16 protein-coding genes are annotated in these 16,582 nt (G+C 72.5%); 5 read left to right on the top strand and 11 right to left on the bottom strand.

Annotated features, from left to right (window positions below):
• Positions 1 to 91: 91 nt before the first annotated feature.
• On the bottom strand, positions 92 to 889 hold the full coding sequence (locus AQJ58_RS10570; protein ID WP_067247956.1) for a hypothetical protein: 798 nt from the start codon (positions 887 to 889) through the stop codon (positions 92 to 94).
• A gap of 369 nt (positions 890 to 1,258) precedes the next feature.
• Between AQJ58_RS10570 and AQJ58_RS10565 the strand changes: the two genes are divergently transcribed.
• The 5 genes from AQJ58_RS10565 to AQJ58_RS10545 are packed head-to-tail and all read left to right on the top strand — an operon-like array spanning position 1,259 to position 6,996.
• On the top strand, positions 1,259 to 4,051 hold the full coding sequence (locus tag AQJ58_RS10565) for a sensor histidine kinase (RefSeq protein ID WP_234360020.1): 2,793 nt from the start codon (positions 1,259 to 1,261) through the stop codon (positions 4,049 to 4,051).
• Positions 4,048 to 4,554, top strand: a complete 507-nt coding sequence (locus tag AQJ58_RS10560) for a roadblock/LC7 domain-containing protein (RefSeq protein WP_067247954.1) — start codon at positions 4,048 to 4,050, stop codon at positions 4,552 to 4,554. The genes AQJ58_RS10565 and AQJ58_RS10560 overlap by 4 nt, the downstream gene beginning before the upstream one ends.
• Positions 4,551 to 5,054 carry a DUF742 domain-containing protein gene (locus tag AQJ58_RS10555; RefSeq protein ID WP_079078847.1) on the top strand — a complete coding sequence of 168 codons (504 nt, stop codon included), beginning with the start codon at positions 4,551 to 4,553 and terminating at the stop codon, positions 5,052 to 5,054. Before AQJ58_RS10560 ends, AQJ58_RS10555 begins: the two co-directional genes overlap by 4 nt.
• Positions 5,035 to 5,685, top strand: a complete 651-nt coding sequence (locus AQJ58_RS10550) for a GTP-binding protein (RefSeq protein ID WP_067247951.1) — start codon at positions 5,035 to 5,037, stop codon at positions 5,683 to 5,685. The genes AQJ58_RS10555 and AQJ58_RS10550 overlap by 20 nt, the downstream gene beginning before the upstream one ends.
• 57 nt (positions 5,686 to 5,742) lie before the next feature.
• On the top strand, positions 5,743 to 6,996 hold the full coding sequence (locus AQJ58_RS10545; protein ID WP_067247949.1) for a styrene monooxygenase/indole monooxygenase family protein: 1,254 nt from the start codon (positions 5,743 to 5,745) through the stop codon (positions 6,994 to 6,996).
• A gap of 68 nt (positions 6,997 to 7,064) precedes the next feature.
• On the opposite strand, the gene AQJ58_RS10540 is transcribed toward AQJ58_RS10545, so the two are convergent.
• The 10 genes from AQJ58_RS10540 to AQJ58_RS45630 form a co-directional block, all read right to left on the bottom strand.
• Complete coding sequence (locus AQJ58_RS10540) at positions 7,065 to 7,643, bottom strand: TetR/AcrR family transcriptional regulator (RefSeq protein ID WP_067247945.1); 579 nt, start codon at positions 7,641 to 7,643, stop codon at positions 7,065 to 7,067.
• Between the two features lie 77 nt (positions 7,644 to 7,720).
• Positions 7,721 to 8,611: an SDR family NAD(P)-dependent oxidoreductase gene (locus AQJ58_RS10535; RefSeq protein WP_067247943.1), complete on the bottom strand. Its 891-nt coding sequence runs from the start codon at positions 8,609 to 8,611 to the stop codon at positions 7,721 to 7,723.
• Positions 8,612 to 8,908: 297 nt separating this feature from the next.
• Complete coding sequence (locus AQJ58_RS10530; RefSeq protein WP_067247940.1) at positions 8,909 to 10,087, bottom strand: C40 family peptidase; 1,179 nt, start codon at positions 10,085 to 10,087, stop codon at positions 8,909 to 8,911.
• A gap of 113 nt (positions 10,088 to 10,200) precedes the next feature.
• Complete coding sequence (locus tag AQJ58_RS10525; protein ID WP_067247938.1) at positions 10,201 to 10,509, bottom strand: hypothetical protein; 309 nt, start codon at positions 10,507 to 10,509, stop codon at positions 10,201 to 10,203.
• A gap of 14 nt (positions 10,510 to 10,523) precedes the next feature.
• Complete coding sequence (locus AQJ58_RS10520; RefSeq protein WP_067247935.1) at positions 10,524 to 11,174, bottom strand: TetR/AcrR family transcriptional regulator; 651 nt, start codon at positions 11,172 to 11,174, stop codon at positions 10,524 to 10,526.
• A gap of 50 nt (positions 11,175 to 11,224) precedes the next feature.
• A complete protein-coding gene (locus AQJ58_RS10515) occupies positions 11,225 to 12,163 on the bottom strand; it encodes an AurF N-oxygenase family protein (protein WP_067247932.1) in 939 nt (312 codons plus the stop codon).
• Between the two features lie 123 nt (positions 12,164 to 12,286).
• A complete protein-coding gene (locus AQJ58_RS10510) occupies positions 12,287 to 12,817 on the bottom strand; it encodes a DUF3291 domain-containing protein (protein WP_067247929.1) in 531 nt (176 codons plus the stop codon).
• A gap of 45 nt (positions 12,818 to 12,862) precedes the next feature.
• Positions 12,863 to 14,320 carry a penicillin-binding transpeptidase domain-containing protein gene (locus tag AQJ58_RS10505; protein WP_067247927.1) on the bottom strand — a complete coding sequence of 486 codons (1,458 nt, stop codon included), beginning with the start codon at positions 14,318 to 14,320 and terminating at the stop codon, positions 12,863 to 12,865.
• Positions 14,321 to 14,337: 17 nt separating this feature from the next.
• Positions 14,338 to 15,717: an FtsW/RodA/SpoVE family cell cycle protein gene (locus tag AQJ58_RS10500; RefSeq protein ID WP_067247924.1), complete on the bottom strand. Its 1,380-nt coding sequence runs from the start codon at positions 15,715 to 15,717 to the stop codon at positions 14,338 to 14,340.
• Between the two features lie 53 nt (positions 15,718 to 15,770).
• Positions 15,771 to 16,568: an SH3 domain-containing protein gene (locus AQJ58_RS45630; RefSeq protein WP_107122015.1), complete on the bottom strand. Its 798-nt coding sequence runs from the start codon at positions 16,566 to 16,568 to the stop codon at positions 15,771 to 15,773.
• Positions 16,569 to 16,582 lie beyond the last annotated feature (14 nt).

Genomic DNA, 16,582 nt, shown 5'->3' with positions numbered 1-16,582 from the left:
CCGTCACCCGCCGTACCGCTCCCCGGCCGGCAGCCGGCCACCACCCACCACCCACCACCCACCACCCACGCCGTACGGCTTCCCGGCCGGGCTACAGCTCGACGTACACCGCCGTCGCGTCGTCGTGCGTCTTCGCGGTCCCCAGGAACACCCGGGCGGAGCCGTCCGCGCCGTCGGCGCGCTCCAGCTCGCGCACCCGCTCCACCAGCGCCTCCACTCCCCGCGCGCGGACCAGGGCGAACAGGTCCGTCCAGTCGCCCTCGCGGAAGGTCTCCGTCCAGCGCGCCGCACCGTCGGACAGCGCCGCCAGGGCGGCGACCCCGGCGCGCGGCACGCTCCCGGTGACCGCCCGCGCGGCCACCGCCGGATCCGCGGCGGCGGTGAAGAAGCCGCCCTCCCGGTTGCGCAGCGAGCCGTCGACGTACGCCGCGCTCCTGAGCAGCCCGCGCGGCAGCCGGGCCAGCCGGTCGTCGAGAACGGGGGTCACCGCGCCGTCCGGGGCGGCGAGCAGCAGCACCGCGTCGGACAGGACCAGGTACTCCACGGCCTCCGCCGACCAGCGCGCGAGGGCCACCGTCGCCTGCGGGGTGCGCGGGTGAGAAAGGTCACAGGTTTCAGCGTGGGCCGCGGCGGTACGCGCAATGGCGAGAGAGAGGGCCTCGGCCAGCGGAACATCCGGTGCGGAAACGGTCAGTTCGGTCAGCGCCCCGCCCAGCCGTGCCGTGAACCAGGGGACCGAATGCAGACAGCCCCCGCCGTCCGGCGGCGGAGTCACGCCGTCGAGCACGACGACGGAACCGCCCTGCCCGCAGGCGGGAAGGCCGACGCTCACGAAGTCCTCGTCCGGCCGGTCCGGATCGCCGGGCCGCGACACAAGTTCCGTACGCATCCGGCCAGTCTGCACGACCTCTTCACAGCCTCCGCGAAAGGCTTGCATCGCTCGCCGAACTGGCGTAGGCCCGCAGGTCAGACGCCTGGTTTGGGAGGTAATGCAGGGGTCGGGGAAGCGGTGGCGGCGAATCTTGCCAAAGCCCGCCGCCCACGTCCAACCGGCCTGGCGCGCAAGGGCGCTGCACGCGCCAGAGGAACTTGCCCGCCAACTCCCCTCCGATGTTCACTCCTTCGGGTGGCGGGTCAGGCGATGCGCGGTTCCCGCCCACCGGCACTGGGAGGGTCGGGGACCGAACCGGGCGTACGCACCAGTTGACGGGGCGTCATATCCGGCCCATGGGTACACGAGTCAGGAATGCGAGCACCGGTGCAGAAGACGCGGCCTCGGCGCACAGGCAGGCAGACGGCCTCCGAGGGGGGCGCGGAGCGCACCCCTGTCGGCAAGGGCCGTCCCGCCCATGTACGCAACCGGCTGATCGTCGCGGTGGCCGTGGTCGCCGCCGCCATCGCCGGGGCCGGCGCCCCCGCCGTCCTCACCGCCTCCGGGCAGCTGAAGGACTCCCAGGACCTGGTCACGCGCGCCGAGCAGACCCAGGACGCCCTCGTCCTGGCCCAGTCCCTCGCGGACGAGCGCGACGCGATCACCTCCTACGTCGCCGCCGGCCGCCCCAAGTCCCAGACGCCCTCCGCCGACGGCAGCGCCCGGGTGGACCGCCAGGCGCGCGAGCTGAAGGGGACGGACCTCACCGCCTCGCTGCGCTCCGCCCTCGACTCCCTCGCCTCCGTCCGCGCCACGGCGCTCACCGGCGACGACACGGCCCTCGAGGCGCACGAGGCGTACTCCGCGATCATCACCGCGCTGCACGGCCTCGCCGACCGGCTCGCCGAGGACATGCCGCCCCGCGCGGGCTCCGGCGCCTACGCCCTCGCCGAGCTGGACGCCGCCGTACAGCAGGCCTCGGCGGCCCGCGGCCTGCTGCTCGCCGCGCTGAACGTGCCCACCCACTCCCGGTCCGTCTACGACCCGGCCACCGGTCTGACGACCTCGGAGAAGACGTCCTCGGCCGCCGACACCAAGGTCCGCGACGCGCTCACCGCCGCCGCCCAGCAGGCCCGGGTGCGTTCCGACGCGGCCCTCGCCGACTTCCGCGAGGGCGCCCCGCGCGCGACGGTGGACTCCTACGACTCCACCGTCACCGGCGGTGACGTCGACACGGCCGAGAAGTACCTCGCCCGCCTCACCGACCAGCCCGTCCTCGGCGACGACGAGCTGGACACCGGCACCAAGAAGCTGGACGCGGCGCTCTCCGCCCGCGTCGACCTGATGCGCGGCGTGGAGTCCTCGTTCTACGACCGCCGCACCAAGGACCTCGCGCGGCTGCGCGACGACGACGTCACCGCGCTGGAGATCCGGGTCGCGCTCATCGGCGCCCTGATGCTGCTGGCGGTCGTCGTCAGCACCGGTATGGCGCGCAGCCTCACCTTCCCGCTGTCGGTGCTGCGGCGCGGCTCCGCCCGGCTCGCCGAGGCCGAGAACCCCACCGCCGAGGAGCCGGTGCGGTTCACCGGCCGCAACGACGAGTTCGCCCAGGTCGTCCGCTCCGTCAACGCCCTGCACGAGCACGCCGTCGCCCTCCACGAGCGCGTCAACACCCTGGAGTCCGACCGCAAGCACCTCGTCGGACAGCGACAGCAGATGGCCGACGCCCGCGAGGAGCTGCGCGCCGAACTCGCCGACTCCGCCGAGCAGCTGGAGCGACTGCGCGGCGCCATCAGCGGCACCTTCGTCAACCTCGCCCTGCGCACCCTCGGGCTCGTCGAGCGGCAGCTCGCCGTCATCGAGACCCTGGAGGAGCGCGAGCAGGACCCGGACCGGCTCTCGACCCTCTTCAAGCTCGACCACTTCGCCACCGTCATGCGCCGGCACAGCGAGAACCTCCTCGTCCTGGCCGGCACCGAGCACGTCCAGCAGCACGCGGGCCCGATCCCGCTGGTGGACGTCGTCCGGGCGGCGGTCAGCGAGATCGAGCGCTACGAGCGGGTCCGTATCGCCTCCCTGCCGCCGCACGCGCACGTGGCGGGCTTCGCCGCCGACGACCTGAGCCATCTCCTCGCCGAACTGCTGGAGAACGCCACCTCGTTCTCCCCGCCGGACCTTCCCGTCGAGATCTCCGGCTGGCTCCTGGAGAACGGCGAGGTGATGCTCTCCGTGCAGGACGAGGGCATCGGCCTGGACGCGGAACGGCTCGTCCGCCTCAACTCCCGGCTCGCCGAATTCAACCCCGACACCCCCTACGACCAGGAGGGCGAAGAGGGTCTCGGCCTCGGCCTGTACGTCGTGGCCCGGCTCGCCCACCGGCACGCGGTACGGGTGCAGCTGCGCGAGCAGAAGCAGGGCGGAACCGCGGCCGTGGCCGTCCTGCCGACCGCGCTGCTGGCCGCCGCGCCCGCCGCCGCGGTCCCCTCCGCCACACCCGCCGGCGCCGCCGGTCCCGCCTTCTCCCTCCCGGGCGCCGACGCCGAGGCCAACTCCAACATCCTGCCCGGCCGCACCAAGCCCACCGGCGACCCGTTGGTCGCCCTGGCGGAGAAGACCGTCCGCGCGGCGGAGGAGGATCCCCAGGAGGGCTTGCCGGAGACCTCGCAGGAGACCTCGTCGCAGGACCCGGTCCCCGGTTCGGAGCGCTCCGCCCCCGAGCGCCCCGCCGAGACCACCATGGAACTCCTGCTGCCGCATCCGCACGGGGAAGCGGACGGCGCCGACATCGGCGATCCCGACGGCCTCACGGGCCCCGACGGCGTCACCGCCCCCGACGTCGCCGACGAGAACGGCCCCGAGCACAGCAGGGTCCCCGAGGTGCCGGAGGAGTTCGTCGCCGACGAGGACCCCGTCACCGACAAGGGCCTCCCGAAGCGCACCCCCAAGATCACTGTTCCCACCCAGGCCCCGCGCAGGCTGACCGGTTCGGTCGACGCCGAGGCCCTCCGCCGCCGTCTGGGCGGCTTCCGCCGGGGGGCGGAGGCCGGTTACCGCGAGGTGGAGGCGGAGATCGCGGAGAAGACGGGCCAGAACAAGGTTCCGGCACCCGCGAGAGCTCAAGATGCACACGCACACGCCGAAGAAGACACGGGGGGCCCAGTCGAGGAGGCAAGCAGTTGACCGCGCCCAGTACCTTCGGACTGAGCAGTGAAGCCCGTAACCTGCACTGGCTGTTGACGAACCTCGTGGAGGAGGTCCCCGGCATCCAGTCCGTCGCCGTCGTCTCCTCCGACGGCCTGCTCCTGCTCTCCTCGGACCCGGGCCGCAACGACGAGGCCAGGCGGTCCCGCAGCGGCAGACCTACCGGCCCCCGCGGCTCCTCCGCGGATCTCGCCACCATCGTCTCCGGCATCGGCAGCCTCACCATCGGCGCCGCGAAGCTCATCGACTTCGGCGGTGTCAAGCACACCATGATCGCCATGGAGGAGGGCAGCCTCTTCGTGATGTCGATCAGCGACGGCTCCCTGCTCGGCGTCCACGGCTCCGCCGACTGCGACATGAGCGTCGTGGCGTACCACATGGCGCTCTTCGTGGGCCGGGCCGGACACGTCCTGACCCCCGAACTCCGCAGCGAGCTACGAAAATCGCTGGAGGAGTCGGAGTCGGCGGGGAGCAGCCGATGACCCACGACCCGCGCCGAAACGAGCAGCCGCGCCAGGCCGAGCAGCCGCGCCGGAACGAGCAGCCGCGCCGGAACGAGCAGCAACCGCAGCCGCAACAGCACAAGAAGCAGCTCCCCGTCCGCGGCGGCGACCGCAGGCCCGCCCGCGTCCGCCCCTACTCCCTCACCGGCGGCCGCACCCGCTTCGGTCACGTCCTCCTGGTGGAGACGTTCGTCGCGGCCCTCGAAGCGCCCGAGGAGCGCAAGGAACTGACGAACGGTTCCCTCAGGTCCACGGTCATGCCGGAGCTTCGGGCCATCGTCGAACTGTGCCGCCGGATGCGCACGGTGGCCGAGATCGCCGCGCTGCTGAAGATGCCGCTCGGCGTGGTCCGGGTGCTGCTCAGCGACCTCGCGGACCAGGGAAAGATCCGTGTGTACGGCACCGGTACCACCCATGGTACGGGCCGTCCCGACCGCGCTCTGCTGGAAAGGGTGCTGAGTGGACTCCGTCGTCTCTGACGCCGCCTCCTCCTTTGGCGTCACCCCCCTCGTCGCACCCGAACCCGACGAGCCCCTTCAGCCCTGGCAGACCGACCGCACCCGAGCCCCCATAGCCACCAAGATCGTGGTGGCGGGCGGGTTCGGCGCCGGAAAGACCACCCTCGTCGGGACCGTCTCGGAGATCGAGCCCCTCCAGACCGAGGCGCTGATGACCGAGGCGAGCGCGGAGACCGACGACCTCACCGGCACGCCCGAGAAGATCACCACCACGGTCGCCATGGACTACGGCCGTATCACGCTCGACGACGACCTGGTGCTGTACCTGTTCGGCACGCCGGGCCAGCAGCGGTTCTGGTTCATGTGGGACGACCTGGTGCGCGGCGCGATCGGCGCGGTCGTCCTCGCCGACACCCGCCGGCTCAAGGACTCCTTCCCCGCGCTGGACTACTTCGAGAGCTGCGGGCTGCCGTACGTCGTCGCGGTCAACCACTTCGACGGCAGCGAGCTGTTCGAGCCCGAGGACGTGCGGGAGGCGCTGACGATCCCCGCACACATACCTGTCATGATCATGGACGCGCGGCGCCGGATCTCGGTGATCGAGACCCTGCTGGCCCTGGTGGGCCACGCGCTCGACGAAACCCCCGAGTAAGTCTCGACCACCCCCCGAGCAGTCCCCCCGAGCAGTCCCCACAAGGAGTCTCCCCGCATGCGGAAGATACTCGTCGTCGGAGCCGGCCAGTCCGGTCTCCAGCTCGCCCTCGGCCTCCAGTCGCACGGGTACGAGGTCACCCTGATGTCCAACCGGACGGCGGACGAGATCCGCTCCGGACGGGTCATGTCGACGCAGTGCATGTTCCACACCGCCCTCCAGCACGAGCGCGACCTCCAGCTCGGCTTCTGGGAGTCCCAGGCCCCGAAGATCGCCGGGCTCGGCGTCTCGGTCGCGGCCCCCGGCTCGCACGACCCGGGCCCGACGCAGCGGGCGATCGACTGGGTGGGCACCCTCGACGGGTTCGCCCAGTCCGTGGACCAGCGGGTGAAGATGGCCGGCTGGATGGAGATCTTCGCCCAGCGCGGCGGCCAGCTCGTCATCCACGGCGCGGCCGTCTCCGACCTCGACTACTTCTCCCGCGCCTACGACCTCGTCCTGGTCTCGGCGGGCAAGGGCGAGCTGGTGTCGATGTTCGCCCGCGATCCCGAGCGCTCCCCGTACGCCGAGCCGCAGCGCGCGCTCGCCGTGTCGTACGTCCACGGCATGGGCCCCCGCCCCGAGCACCCGGATATGGAGGCCGTCCGCTGCAACCTGGTCCCGGGGGTCGGCGAACTCTTCGTCATGCCGACGTTCACCACCTCCGGCCGGGCCGACATCCTGTTCTGGGAAGGCATACCCGGCGGCCCGCTCGACGTCTTCAACGGCGTCAAGGACCCGGCCGAGCACCTCTCCCTGACCCTGGAGCTCATGGAGAGGTTCACGCCCTGGGAGTACGCGCGGGCGACGAAGGTCGAGCTCACGGACGCCGGTGGCACGCTGGCCGGCCGCTACGCGCCCACCGTCCGCAACCCGATCGGCCGGCTGCCCGGGGGCGGCCTGGTGCTGGGCGTCGCCGACGTCGTCGTCGCCAACGACCCGATCACCGGCCAGGGCTCCAACTCCGCCTCCAAGTGCGCGGCCGCCTACCTCGCGTCGATCCTCGAACACGGGGAGAAGGAGTTCGACGAGGAGTGGATGCAGGCCACCTTCGACCGCTACTGGGACACCGCCCGGCACGTCACCAAGTGGACCAACGCGATGCTGGCCCCGCCGCCGGAGCACATCGTGAACCTGCTGGGGGCGGCGGGGCAGCTGCCGGTCGTGGCTGATCGTTTCGCCAACGCGTTCAACGACCCGGCCGACTTCGAGAACTTCTTCTACGAGCCCGAGAAGACGGCGGCCTACCTGGCCTCGGTCACCGGCGCCTGAGCGGCCTCCGACCTGGGCTCGGACACGACTCTGCCTGGAGGCCGCCGGTACACCGTGGGGCGGGTCGCCTACGCGCTCGGTGGTGTCGTGCGCACGCCTTCGAGGAGGGCGGCGAGGTAGCGGTGGGCGGCCTCGGCCCGGTCGGCGGGGGTGCCGCCGCGGACGCTCACGGCGTGGGCGATGCCGCACATGAGCGGGACGAGGTCGGCGGCGGCGAGGTCGGGGCGGACCACTCCGGCATCGCGGGCCCGGGCGAGGAGGGTGGCGCCGGTCGACGCGAGTGACTTCTTGAGTTCCGTGGTGCGCGGCACGGCGTTCGTGGCCGCGGCGGCGACGGGGGGCAGGGCGGCGTCGGTGACCTGCGCCTCGACGGTCTGGAAGAGGAAGCCCGTCAGGCTGCGCCAGGGGTCGGCATCGGTCAGCGCCTGCCGGCCGTGGGCGGCCAGGGCCTCCAGGCACGGGGCGGCGACGGTCTCCAGCAGCGCCTCGGGCGTGGCGAAGTGCCGGTAGACGGTGCCGACCCCGAGTCCTGCCCGGCGGGCGACGTCGTTGAGTTGCAGTGGTGTGCCCTCGTCGACCAGGTCGCGGGCGACGGAGACGATCCGCTGCCAGTTGCGGGCCGCGTCCTTGCGTAGAGGCGTCGTCATGGGGCCATGCTAATCGGATGTTTCATCCGGATAGTTCTGTCGCCGGCCTGGTGGCCGCCCCGCCGTGCGTACGACGCTCAGCTGAGGGCGAGCGGTGCGTGCCGTTCGCTGAGTCGGCGTACGGATTCGGCGACGCGGGGGTCGGCTGCCGCGCGGTGCGGGGCGACTGGCTGTGCCTGGGCGCCGATGACGATGCCGGTTCGGCCCGTCAGCGTGTCGTCGGTGGCGGCCGTGATGGAGGGCCTGGCTGCCACGGATGCCGGACCCGAGGTCGAGCGTTCGAACGTGCGGCGCACCAGGGGCCACAGCAGCCGCAGGGCGGGTGAGACGATCTTCGGGTCGGTCATGGTGCCGTTGGTCATGTCGGTCGCGGCCCCTCCGGGATCGGCGGCGAAGACCGAGACGCCCGTGCCGTCCAGCCGGGCCGCCAGGTCCAAGGTGTAGGCGAGGTTGGCGAGCTTGGCGCGGCCGTACCAGTGGAAGCCGTAGTAGCCGCCCGGCGGCTCGATGGCGTCGAACACTCGCTTGGCCAGGGTGATCGCGCCCGACGTCACGTTCACGATCCTGCTCGGGGCGCCGGCCGTGAGTGTGGGCAGCAGCAGTTCGGTCAGCAGGTAGGGCGAGAGGTGGTTGACGACGAACGACGCCTCGACACCGCCCCGGGTCTGGCGCTCGGCGAACATCGCCCCCACGTTGTTGACCAGCACCGTCAGCGGATCACCCGAGGCGGCGTGGTCGGCCGCGATCCTGCGGGCGAGCGCACGCACCTGGTCGAGCGAGGCGAGGTCCGCGGCCAGGAAGCGGGCCGGGTGCACCGGGCCCGTCGCGTTGATCCGCTCGACGGCCTCGGCTCCCCGTTCGGCGTCGCGCCCGATCACCGTGACCGCGAACCCGGCGACGGCCAGCCCCAGCGCCGTCTCCAGGCCGATGCCCCCTGTTCCGGCCGTGACCACTGCTGTCTTCTTCATGTGCTCCTCCACCCCGGGCAGCCAATCGGATAGATCATCCACTTAGTCCCGGACGGTAGCACACATGCGGATGGACTATCCGGTTGAGGCTTCCGGGCTGCGGCGCTCCGCCCGCCGACCGGAGACAGGCGGATGCCTGGGGAATTGCACCGGCGGCTGGTGCGACGGCCGGACAGAGTCACTGGCGTACGCCCCTGTCCGGCGTCGTTGATGTCAGGCGTCTGCCCAGGTGGCGGCGGCTGTGTGCGAGTTGCGGCCCGAGGAGGCGGCCGCGTGTCCGGCCGAGGTCACGGGGTGCTAGAGGTCCGTGGGCGGACGCGGGCGGTCCGGGGTCGCTCGCGCCCGCGCGGCGGACTCGCAGGGGCCACAGTCCCGGGCCTCTTCGGGCGGGGAGTCCGGGCGTACCGCTCCCAGGATCGGGTTCGACGCGATGGGGGAGATCTTGACCTTCTCGCCTGTCCGGGGAGCCTGGATCACCATGCCGTCGCCCATGTAGATCGCCACATGGGTGGCCTCGGGGAAGTAGAGGACCAGGTCCCCGGGGCGCAGGTCCGTGAGAGGGATGCGCGGGAGCTTCGCCCACTGTTCCTGGCTGGTGCGGGGGATCGGGGTGCCGGCCTGGTGCCAGGCCTGGGAGGTCAGGCCCGAGCAGTCGTACGTCTTCGGGCCCTCCGCACCCCACTCGTACGGCTTGCCGATCTGACGGACGGCGTAGCGCAGCGCCTCCTCGCCCTCGCGTGAGGCCTTGTGGTCGTCCTTGAGCGCGCCGGACGCGATCAGCTTCCGCTGGGCCTGCGCCACCCCGTCCTGCTCCAGTTCGGCGATCGCCGCGAGCTGCGCCGCGGTGAGGGAGGCGAGGAGTCTCTCGACGTCGTCGAGGCGGCGGCGGACGTCGTCGCGCTCCTTCCGGCTCCGCTCGGTGAGCGTGAGCTGGCGGTCCAGGGCCGTGCGTGCCGCGCGGGCCAGCCCGTCCGCCCGGCGCTCGCTGCCCTCCAGCCGGTCCACCGTCTCGGCCCGCTCCCGCGCCAGCCGGCCGATGACATGCCCCTGGTCGAGGGCCTGCTGGGGGTCGCGGGCCAGCAGCAGGCGTACGTACGGGGAGACGTCGAGGCTGTTCTGGTACTGCTGGCGGGCCAGTCGCCCGGCCGCGCCCCGGCTCTCGTGCAGGGTCAGCCGGGCCGCGGCCAGATCGGCGTCCAGTCGGTCGGTCTCGGACTGACGCTGCTTGAGGGCCTCCTTGGTGGCGTTGTAGGCCTCGGTCGCCTTCTCGGCCTCCCGGTACAGGCGCTGAAGTTCCGTCAGCAGCTCGGCCACCGTGCGGCCGCCGGGCGGGGTCGCGGCCGGGGTCGGACTCGGGGCCGGGGCCGGGGGCTGCGGTCCTGGTACGGCCAGGGCGGCACCGCCCGCCCAGACGGCCTGCGCTGCGAGCGCCGCCGTGGAGACCGCACAGGCCAGACGCAACAGCCTTCCTGACACGCCATCACCTCCACTGCGGGGAGGCGACCCGGGTGGCCCCTCGACCCGCAGGGTGATAATGGGACATGTAGGAAGAAAGTGCGCGCCCGGCTGCTCGGTTCGGCCCAGTCACATCACCCTTCGGTGTCGTCCCGGCGCTCCCCGGGCGTGGTGGGTTCCGGCTTCGACCACGGCCACCTCAGGCGGCCGGACCCCGTGTCGCCCTCGGCGGCGTACTCGTACTTCCACCCCTGCTGGAGCCCCAGCCGCTTGCTGTGCCCGCGCGGCACCCGCCGGTACACCAGGACCGTCGGCGGTCCGCCCGCCGCGTCGGGGACCGGGATGCGGTACGTCTTCGGCGGGTGCCCGGTCATGCCCACCAGGACCGGCAGCACCCGGCCGTCCATCGGGCCGCCCTCGAAGGGGGTGTCTTCGCTCTTCACCGCACCAGTGTCGGTCAGTCGGCGTCGCTCAGCGCGGCCCGGACCAGCCCGGCGGTCTGCGGATCACGGGCCGCGGTCACCGTGAGCGCCGCCGCGAACTGCTCCATCAGCCAGTCCCGCAGCTCCTCGGCGGGCGGCTCCTTGCCCTCGTCCAGCCAGATCAGCGAGGCCGCCTCGACCGCGGTGATCCACATCCGCACGGTCATCCGCAGCGGGAGGCCCGGATCGGTGACCCCGAGGTGGCGGTAGATGTGCTCGGCAGCGGACCGTCGTACACCGTCCACGATGGCCGTCGTACGGGAGGTCTCCACCACGCTGCCGCCCTGGAGCAGGGCGCTGAAGCCGGCGTCGTGGCGGCCGACGAAGCCGAGGTAGCGGTCCAGGGCGCGGGCGAGGCGGGGGAGGAGGGGGCCGCTGCGGGGCTCGTCGAAGCAGTGCCGGAGCTCCTCGGCGGCGGAGCGCAGCGCGGCCTCGTAGAGCTGCTGCTTCCCGCCCGGGAAGTAGCGGTAGACCAGCGGTCTGGACACCCCGGCGGCCTCCGCCACGTCGTCCAGCGAGACGTCCTCGGGGAGCCGGTGGGCGAAGAGGGTGAGCGCGGCGTCGAGGAGCTGGCTGCGCCGCTCCTCGACGCTGAGGCGGCGGTAGGCGGGGGCGGCGGGGGTCATGTGTGCAGCGTAGTTCTTGCCCGGCCCCGTGCCCCCTGGACCGGGCGGCTCTAAGCCAGCAGGCCCGACGACCTCCACAGGCGGCGGCCCACGCCGCGCAGGACCCCGATGTCGTCCAGGAAGTCCATCAGGCGTTTCGAGCCCGTCTGCATGACCTCGCGGCGGTGGGCGCTCGCCTTCACCTGGGCCATCGCCTCGCGCTGGTCCAGCCCGACGTTCGTGTAGACGTCCGGGTTGACGAAGGCGACCGAGAAGACGCGGGCGAACTCGCCCGACGTCACCCGGGTGAACTCCTGGGACCACCGGGGGGCGGTCACCATCTGGCGGCGGAGTTCCTCGCGGGCGTACCGGACGTGCCGGGCCTCCTCCGTCACATGGATGCGGGTGATGCCCCGGATCAGGGGCTGGATGCGCTCGTCCGGGAAGGTCAGGCGCTGCATCCAGTCGAGGAGTTCCTCGCCGAGGAGGGTCGCGGTGAAGGAGCCGGGGGTGGTGGAGACGGTCTTGAACAGGCGGCCCATGTTCTGGTGGACCCGGCTGACCGGGTACCCGGGGGTGCCGCCCCGGGCGATCAGCCGGGCGAACATCTTCGAGTGCCGGCACTCGTCCTCGATCTCGGTGAGCGCGTACCGCACGTGCGCGCTCGTCGCCGCCTTGTCGTAGATGTGCCGGACGAGCAGCTGCATCAGGATGAGCTCGAGCCAGATCCCCAGCGAGGCCAGCGCCGCCGACTCGTGCTGCGACAGCAGGATCCGTTGCTCCTCACCCATCCGCTTCCACAGCGGGGTGTCGTAGAGCGACACCAGCTCCGGCGGCCAGAACCACTTGCCCTCCTCGAAGGGCGCGTCCCAGTCCAGCTCCCGGTCGGGGTCGAAGGAGTGCTTGGCGGAGGAGGCGAGGAGCCGCTCGGCCACCTGTTCGCGGTCCTTGAGCAGGCCGAGCGCGTCACGCAGCGCGGCCGGCGCCCCGTCGTCCGTGAGGGTCGTCATGGCTCTTATGAGACTGCTTGTCAGCAAGCACGTCAATCCCCCTGCGCGCAGGCTCCTCGCCGGCGGCCTCCACGACCGACGTGCTGACGCGTCACCCGCCTGCCCGGACGAGACACCCCCTGGCTAGGCCGAGCAGCCGAGCCCCTCGGGCACCTCGAAGCTCTCCGGCCGGGCGCCCTCGGGCGGGAACGACGTGCGCAGGGTGAAGGCGTACGGCGTCGGGCCGTGCGTCCGCAGGTGCAGCAGCCGGGCCTCCGCCTCCTCGACGGTGGGCCGGTGGCCCGCCGGCACCCACCACAGGGTCACCATCGCCTCCCGCACCCGTTCGAACCACTCCCGCCGCCGCGCGAGCATCTCCCGGTGCCGTCCCTGGTACATGTACGCCGTCAGCGCGTCCGTGTTCCGCCACACCGACATGTTCACGATCAGCCAGGCGTCGCCGAAGACCTCGATGCCGGTCGCGTCGCCCTCCTGCGACTGGAGCCGCCAGACGAACCCGTCCGCGGCGTCCGCGTCCGCGTTGACCGGGTCGAGCGCGTCGACGAAGTCCTTCAACTCCGGTGAGTCCAGAGGAAACCTGAGACGGGCGATATTGACCTGGGCGAGTTCGAAGGCGGCGGGTTCCGTGGTCCTGGTCCTGGTGGCGTCAGTCATGCGCGAACCGTAGGACGGACCTGTCGCCCCCGGAAAGCCCCCGTCTCACGGAGCGAGCACCGACGCCATCACCGCCCGCGCGATCGGCGCCGCCATCCCGCCCCCGGTGATCTCCCCGCGGTCGGCCGAGCCGTCCTCCACCACCACCGCCACCGCCACACTCGGCTCGACGTCCCGCCGCCCCTGCGCCCACGAGACGCACCAGGCGTACGGCGTCCCGGCGTTGCCGATGCCGTGCTGCGCGGTGCCGGTCTTGGCGCCGACCCGGGCACCGGGGATCGCCGCCCTCGTCCCCGTGCCCTCGCGCACCACGTCCTCCATCAGCTCCCGCAGCCGTACGGCGGTCGACGGGAACATCGCCTGCCGCGCCGACCGGGAACCGGCCGTCCCCACCGTGGCCCCGCCCCGCCGCGTGGTGCGCTCCACCAGGTACGGCTCACGCACCTGACCCCCGTTGGCCACCGCCGCCGCCACCGTCGCCATCTGGAGCGGGGTGGCCCGGGTGTTGTACTGCCCGATCGACGACAGCGCGAGCTGCGCCTGGTCCAGCGAGGTGTCGAAGGTGCTGGTGGCCACCGGGAAGGGGATGCGCACGTCCGGGTCGTTGAAGCCGAACGCCTGCGCCGTGCGCGACATCCGGGCCAGCCCGACCCGCACACCGAGCTTCGCGAACACGGTGTTGCACGACCACTCGAAGGCCTCCCGCACCGGGGCGTCCGCACAGCCGTCGCCCGAGTTCGTCAGCCGGGTCGTCGTCCCCGGCAGCCGGTACGGCACGGGCGAGTCGGTCGGCGCGTCCAGATCCGTCACCACGCCCGCGTCCAGCGCCGCCGCCGCGGTCACCACCTTGAAGGTGGACCCCGGCGGATACGTCTGCCGCACCGCCCGGTTCAGCATCGGCCGGTCGGGATCGCCGTTCAGCCGCTCCCAGGCCGCCTCGGCGCCCGGGTCGTTCCCGGACAGCAGCGCGGGGTCGTACGACGGACTGGACACCAGCGCCAGCACCCGGCCGGTCGCCGGTTCCACCGCCGCGACCGCGCCCTTGCGCCCGTCCAGCGCCGCGAAGGCCGCCCGCTGGGCGCGCCGGTCGAGGGTGGTGACGACCGTTCCGCCGGGCGGACGGCCGCGCGTCACGTCGTTCCACAGCGGGAAGGGCGAGAGCATCGGGTCCAGACCGGAGAGGAGATCGTCCTCGGCGTGCTCCAGGAACGTCGTCCCGTACTCCTGCGAGGCGAAGCCGGTCACCGGCGCGTACAACGGCCCGTCGGTGTACGTCCGTTCGTAGCGCAGCTGCTCCCCCGTGTCCCGGGAGCCGGTGACCGGCGCGCCGCCGACCAGGATGTCGCCGCGCGGCTGGCCGTACCGGGCGATGGACTCGCGCCGGTTGGCCGGGTTGCCGTCGTAGGCGGCGGACCGGACGACCTGCACGCGCAGGGCGTTGACCAGCAGCGCCAGCAGGAGCAGGGCGCAGAACACGGCGGCGTGCCGGATGTGCCGGGTCACGGGCGGTACCTCTCTGGTCAGGGGGCGGTGCTGCCGTCGTACTGCCGTCGTGCCGAGTCGCTCACCCGGATCAGCAGCGCCACGATCGCCCAGTTGGTGACGACCGACGAGCCACCCTGGGCCAGGAAGGGCATGGCCATGCCGGTCAGCGGGATCAGACCGGTCACCCCGCCCGCGATGACGAACACCTGGAGCGCCACGATCGAGGCGAGCCCGACGGCGAGGAGCCGGCCGAACGGGTCGCGCAGGGCGAGGCCGGCCCGGTAGCCGCGCTCCACCAGCAGCGCGTAGAGCAGGAAGAGCGCCGACAGACCGGCGAGGCCCAGTTCCTCGCCTGCCGTGGCCAGGATGAAGTCCGACTTCGTGGCGAACCCGATGAGGACGGAGTGGCCGAGCCCCAGCCCGGTGCCGAGCACCCCGCCCGCCGCGAAGGCGAACAGGGACTGCGCGAGCTGGTTGGGCCCCAGGCCCGCGTCGATCGACGCGAACGGGTGCAGCCAGTCCTCGATCCTGCCGTGCACGTGCGGTTCGAGGCGGCCGACCGCGACCGCGCCGAGCGAGGCGAGCAGCAGACCGACCGCGATCCAGCCGGTGCGGCCGGTGGCGACGTACAGCATGACCACGAAGAGCGCGAAGAAGAGCAGCGAGGTGCCCAGGTCCCGCTCCAGGACCAGCACCCCGACGCTCAGCAGCCAGATCGCCACGATCGGACCGAGCACCCGGCCGGTCGGCAGCTGCACGAACCAGATCGTGCGGCCCGCGTACGCCAGTGCCGTGCGGTTCGCCGCCAGGTACGCGGCGAAGAACACCGCGAGCAGTACCTTGGCGAACTCGCCCGGCTGGATGGAGAACCCGGCGACCCGGACCCAGATCCGGGCGCCGTTCACGGCCGGGAAGAGGATCGGCAGGGTGAGCAGGGCGAGCGCGGCGACCACGCTGACGTAGGCGTAGCGCTGGAGCACCCGGTGGTCCCGCAGCGCCGCCACGACCAGGATGAACAGGGTGATGCCGAGGGTGGACCACACCAGCTGGGTCGGCGCCGCCCGGTCGCCCGGTGTCTCCAGGTCCAGCCGGTAGATCAGCACGAGCCCGATGCCGTTGAGCAGCACCCCGATCGGGAGCGGGAGGGGGTCGGCGTACGGGGCGCGCAGCCGTACGGCGAGATGGGCGACCAGCGCCAGCACGCCGAGCCCGGCGCCGTAGCCCGCGGCCCCGGGCGGGACGGAGCCGTGCCGGGCGAAGCCGACCGCGCAGTAGCCGTACACGGACAGCAGGACGGCCACGACGATGAGGGCGAGCTCGATGCCGCGGCGCCGGGGGAGGCGTACGGCGGGGGAGGGTGCGCCGGCCGCGGCGAACGCGGTCGTGGCTCCGGTTCCGGTTCCGGCACTCGTCATGTCCGGAACCTACCCAAATGATGCGCTGTGTGAGTCCTGGGAGTGAGGGTGTGTCAGCACCAGCGCGGCGCCTCGCCGATGTTCTCGATGTAGCGGGCCGAGCCCCAGGCCCAGGTGCCGTCGGTGAGGAGGTACCAGAGGGGGTTGCCGTCGACGGTCTCGCCGGGCGTCTTGCAGAAGATCGACACGATCTCGCCGCGGTGGACGGACCGGATCACGTCGCCGGCCCGGGTGGGCTTGCTGCGCAACAGCAGGGTGCTCGCGGTGACGCGGCCGCGGAAGAGGCGCTGGGTGTCCTGGTGGCCGCCCTGGCTCCACTGGTCGTCACCGCCCTGGCCGGCGCCCTGGTTCCAGCCGCCGCCGTTGCCGCCTTGGCCGGTGCCCTGGTTCCACTGGCCGCCGTTGCCGCCACCGTTCTGGTTCCACTGGCCGCCGTTGCCGCCTTGGCTGGTGCCCTGGTTCTGCCAGCTGTTGCTGTTGCTGTTGCTGTTGGAGTTGCTGTTGGTGTTGCCGCTGCCGTTCCAGCTGCCGTTCCAGCTGCCGTTCCAGCTGCCGGTGCCGGTGCCGGTGCCGGTGCCAGTGCCGTTCCAGTTGCCGTTGCCGTTGCCGTTGTTGGTGTTGGTGTTGCCGTTGGTGTTCCCGTTTCCGCCCTGGTTCCAGCCGCCGCCACCGCCACCGCCGCCACCCTCGTCACCCTGGCCCCCCTCGTCCCAGGAGCTGGTGCCGGGGTCGCCGCCGTCGCCGTTCCAGTCGTCGTCGGCGGTGGCGGGGGTGGCGACGGTCGCGGTGACCAGTGCGCCGACGGCGGTCGCCAGGGCGAGGCGGGTGAGGGCGGAGCGGGCCAGGGACATGGCGATACCTCCAT

The sequence above is a fragment of the Streptomyces sp. DSM 15324 genome (assembly GCF_001514285.1).
Lineage (GTDB): Bacteria > Actinomycetota > Actinomycetes > Streptomycetales > Streptomycetaceae > Streptomyces.
This window is presented reverse-complemented; position numbering and strand designations above follow the sequence as displayed.

Coding starts and splice junctions, on each gene's coding strand:
- AQJ58_RS10570 (WP_067247956.1), bottom strand. CDS start 889: ATGCGTACGGAACTTGTGTCGCGGCCCGGCGATCCGGACCGGCCGGAC.
- AQJ58_RS10520 (WP_067247935.1), bottom strand. CDS start 11,174: ATGACCCCCGCCGCCCCCGCCTACCGCCGCCTCAGCGTCGAGGAGCGG.
- AQJ58_RS10500 (WP_067247924.1), bottom strand. CDS start 15,717: ATGACGAGTGCCGGAACCGGAACCGGAGCCACGACCGCGTTCGCCGCG.
- AQJ58_RS10535 (WP_067247943.1), bottom strand. CDS start 8,611: ATGAAGAAGACAGCAGTGGTCACGGCCGGAACAGGGGGCATCGGCCTG.
- AQJ58_RS10515 (WP_067247932.1), bottom strand. CDS start 12,163: ATGACGACCCTCACGGACGACGGGGCGCCGGCCGCGCTGCGTGACGCG.
- AQJ58_RS10540 (WP_067247945.1), bottom strand. CDS start 7,643: ATGACGACGCCTCTACGCAAGGACGCGGCCCGCAACTGGCAGCGGATC.
- AQJ58_RS10555 (WP_079078847.1), top strand. CDS start 4,551: ATGACCCACGACCCGCGCCGAAACGAGCAGCCGCGCCAGGCCGAGCAG.
- AQJ58_RS10545 (WP_067247949.1), top strand. CDS start 5,743: ATGCGGAAGATACTCGTCGTCGGAGCCGGCCAGTCCGGTCTCCAGCTC.
- AQJ58_RS45630 (WP_107122015.1), bottom strand. CDS start 16,568: ATGTCCCTGGCCCGCTCCGCCCTCACCCGCCTCGCCCTGGCGACCGCC.
- AQJ58_RS10510 (WP_067247929.1), bottom strand. CDS start 12,817: ATGACTGACGCCACCAGGACCAGGACCACGGAACCCGCCGCCTTCGAA.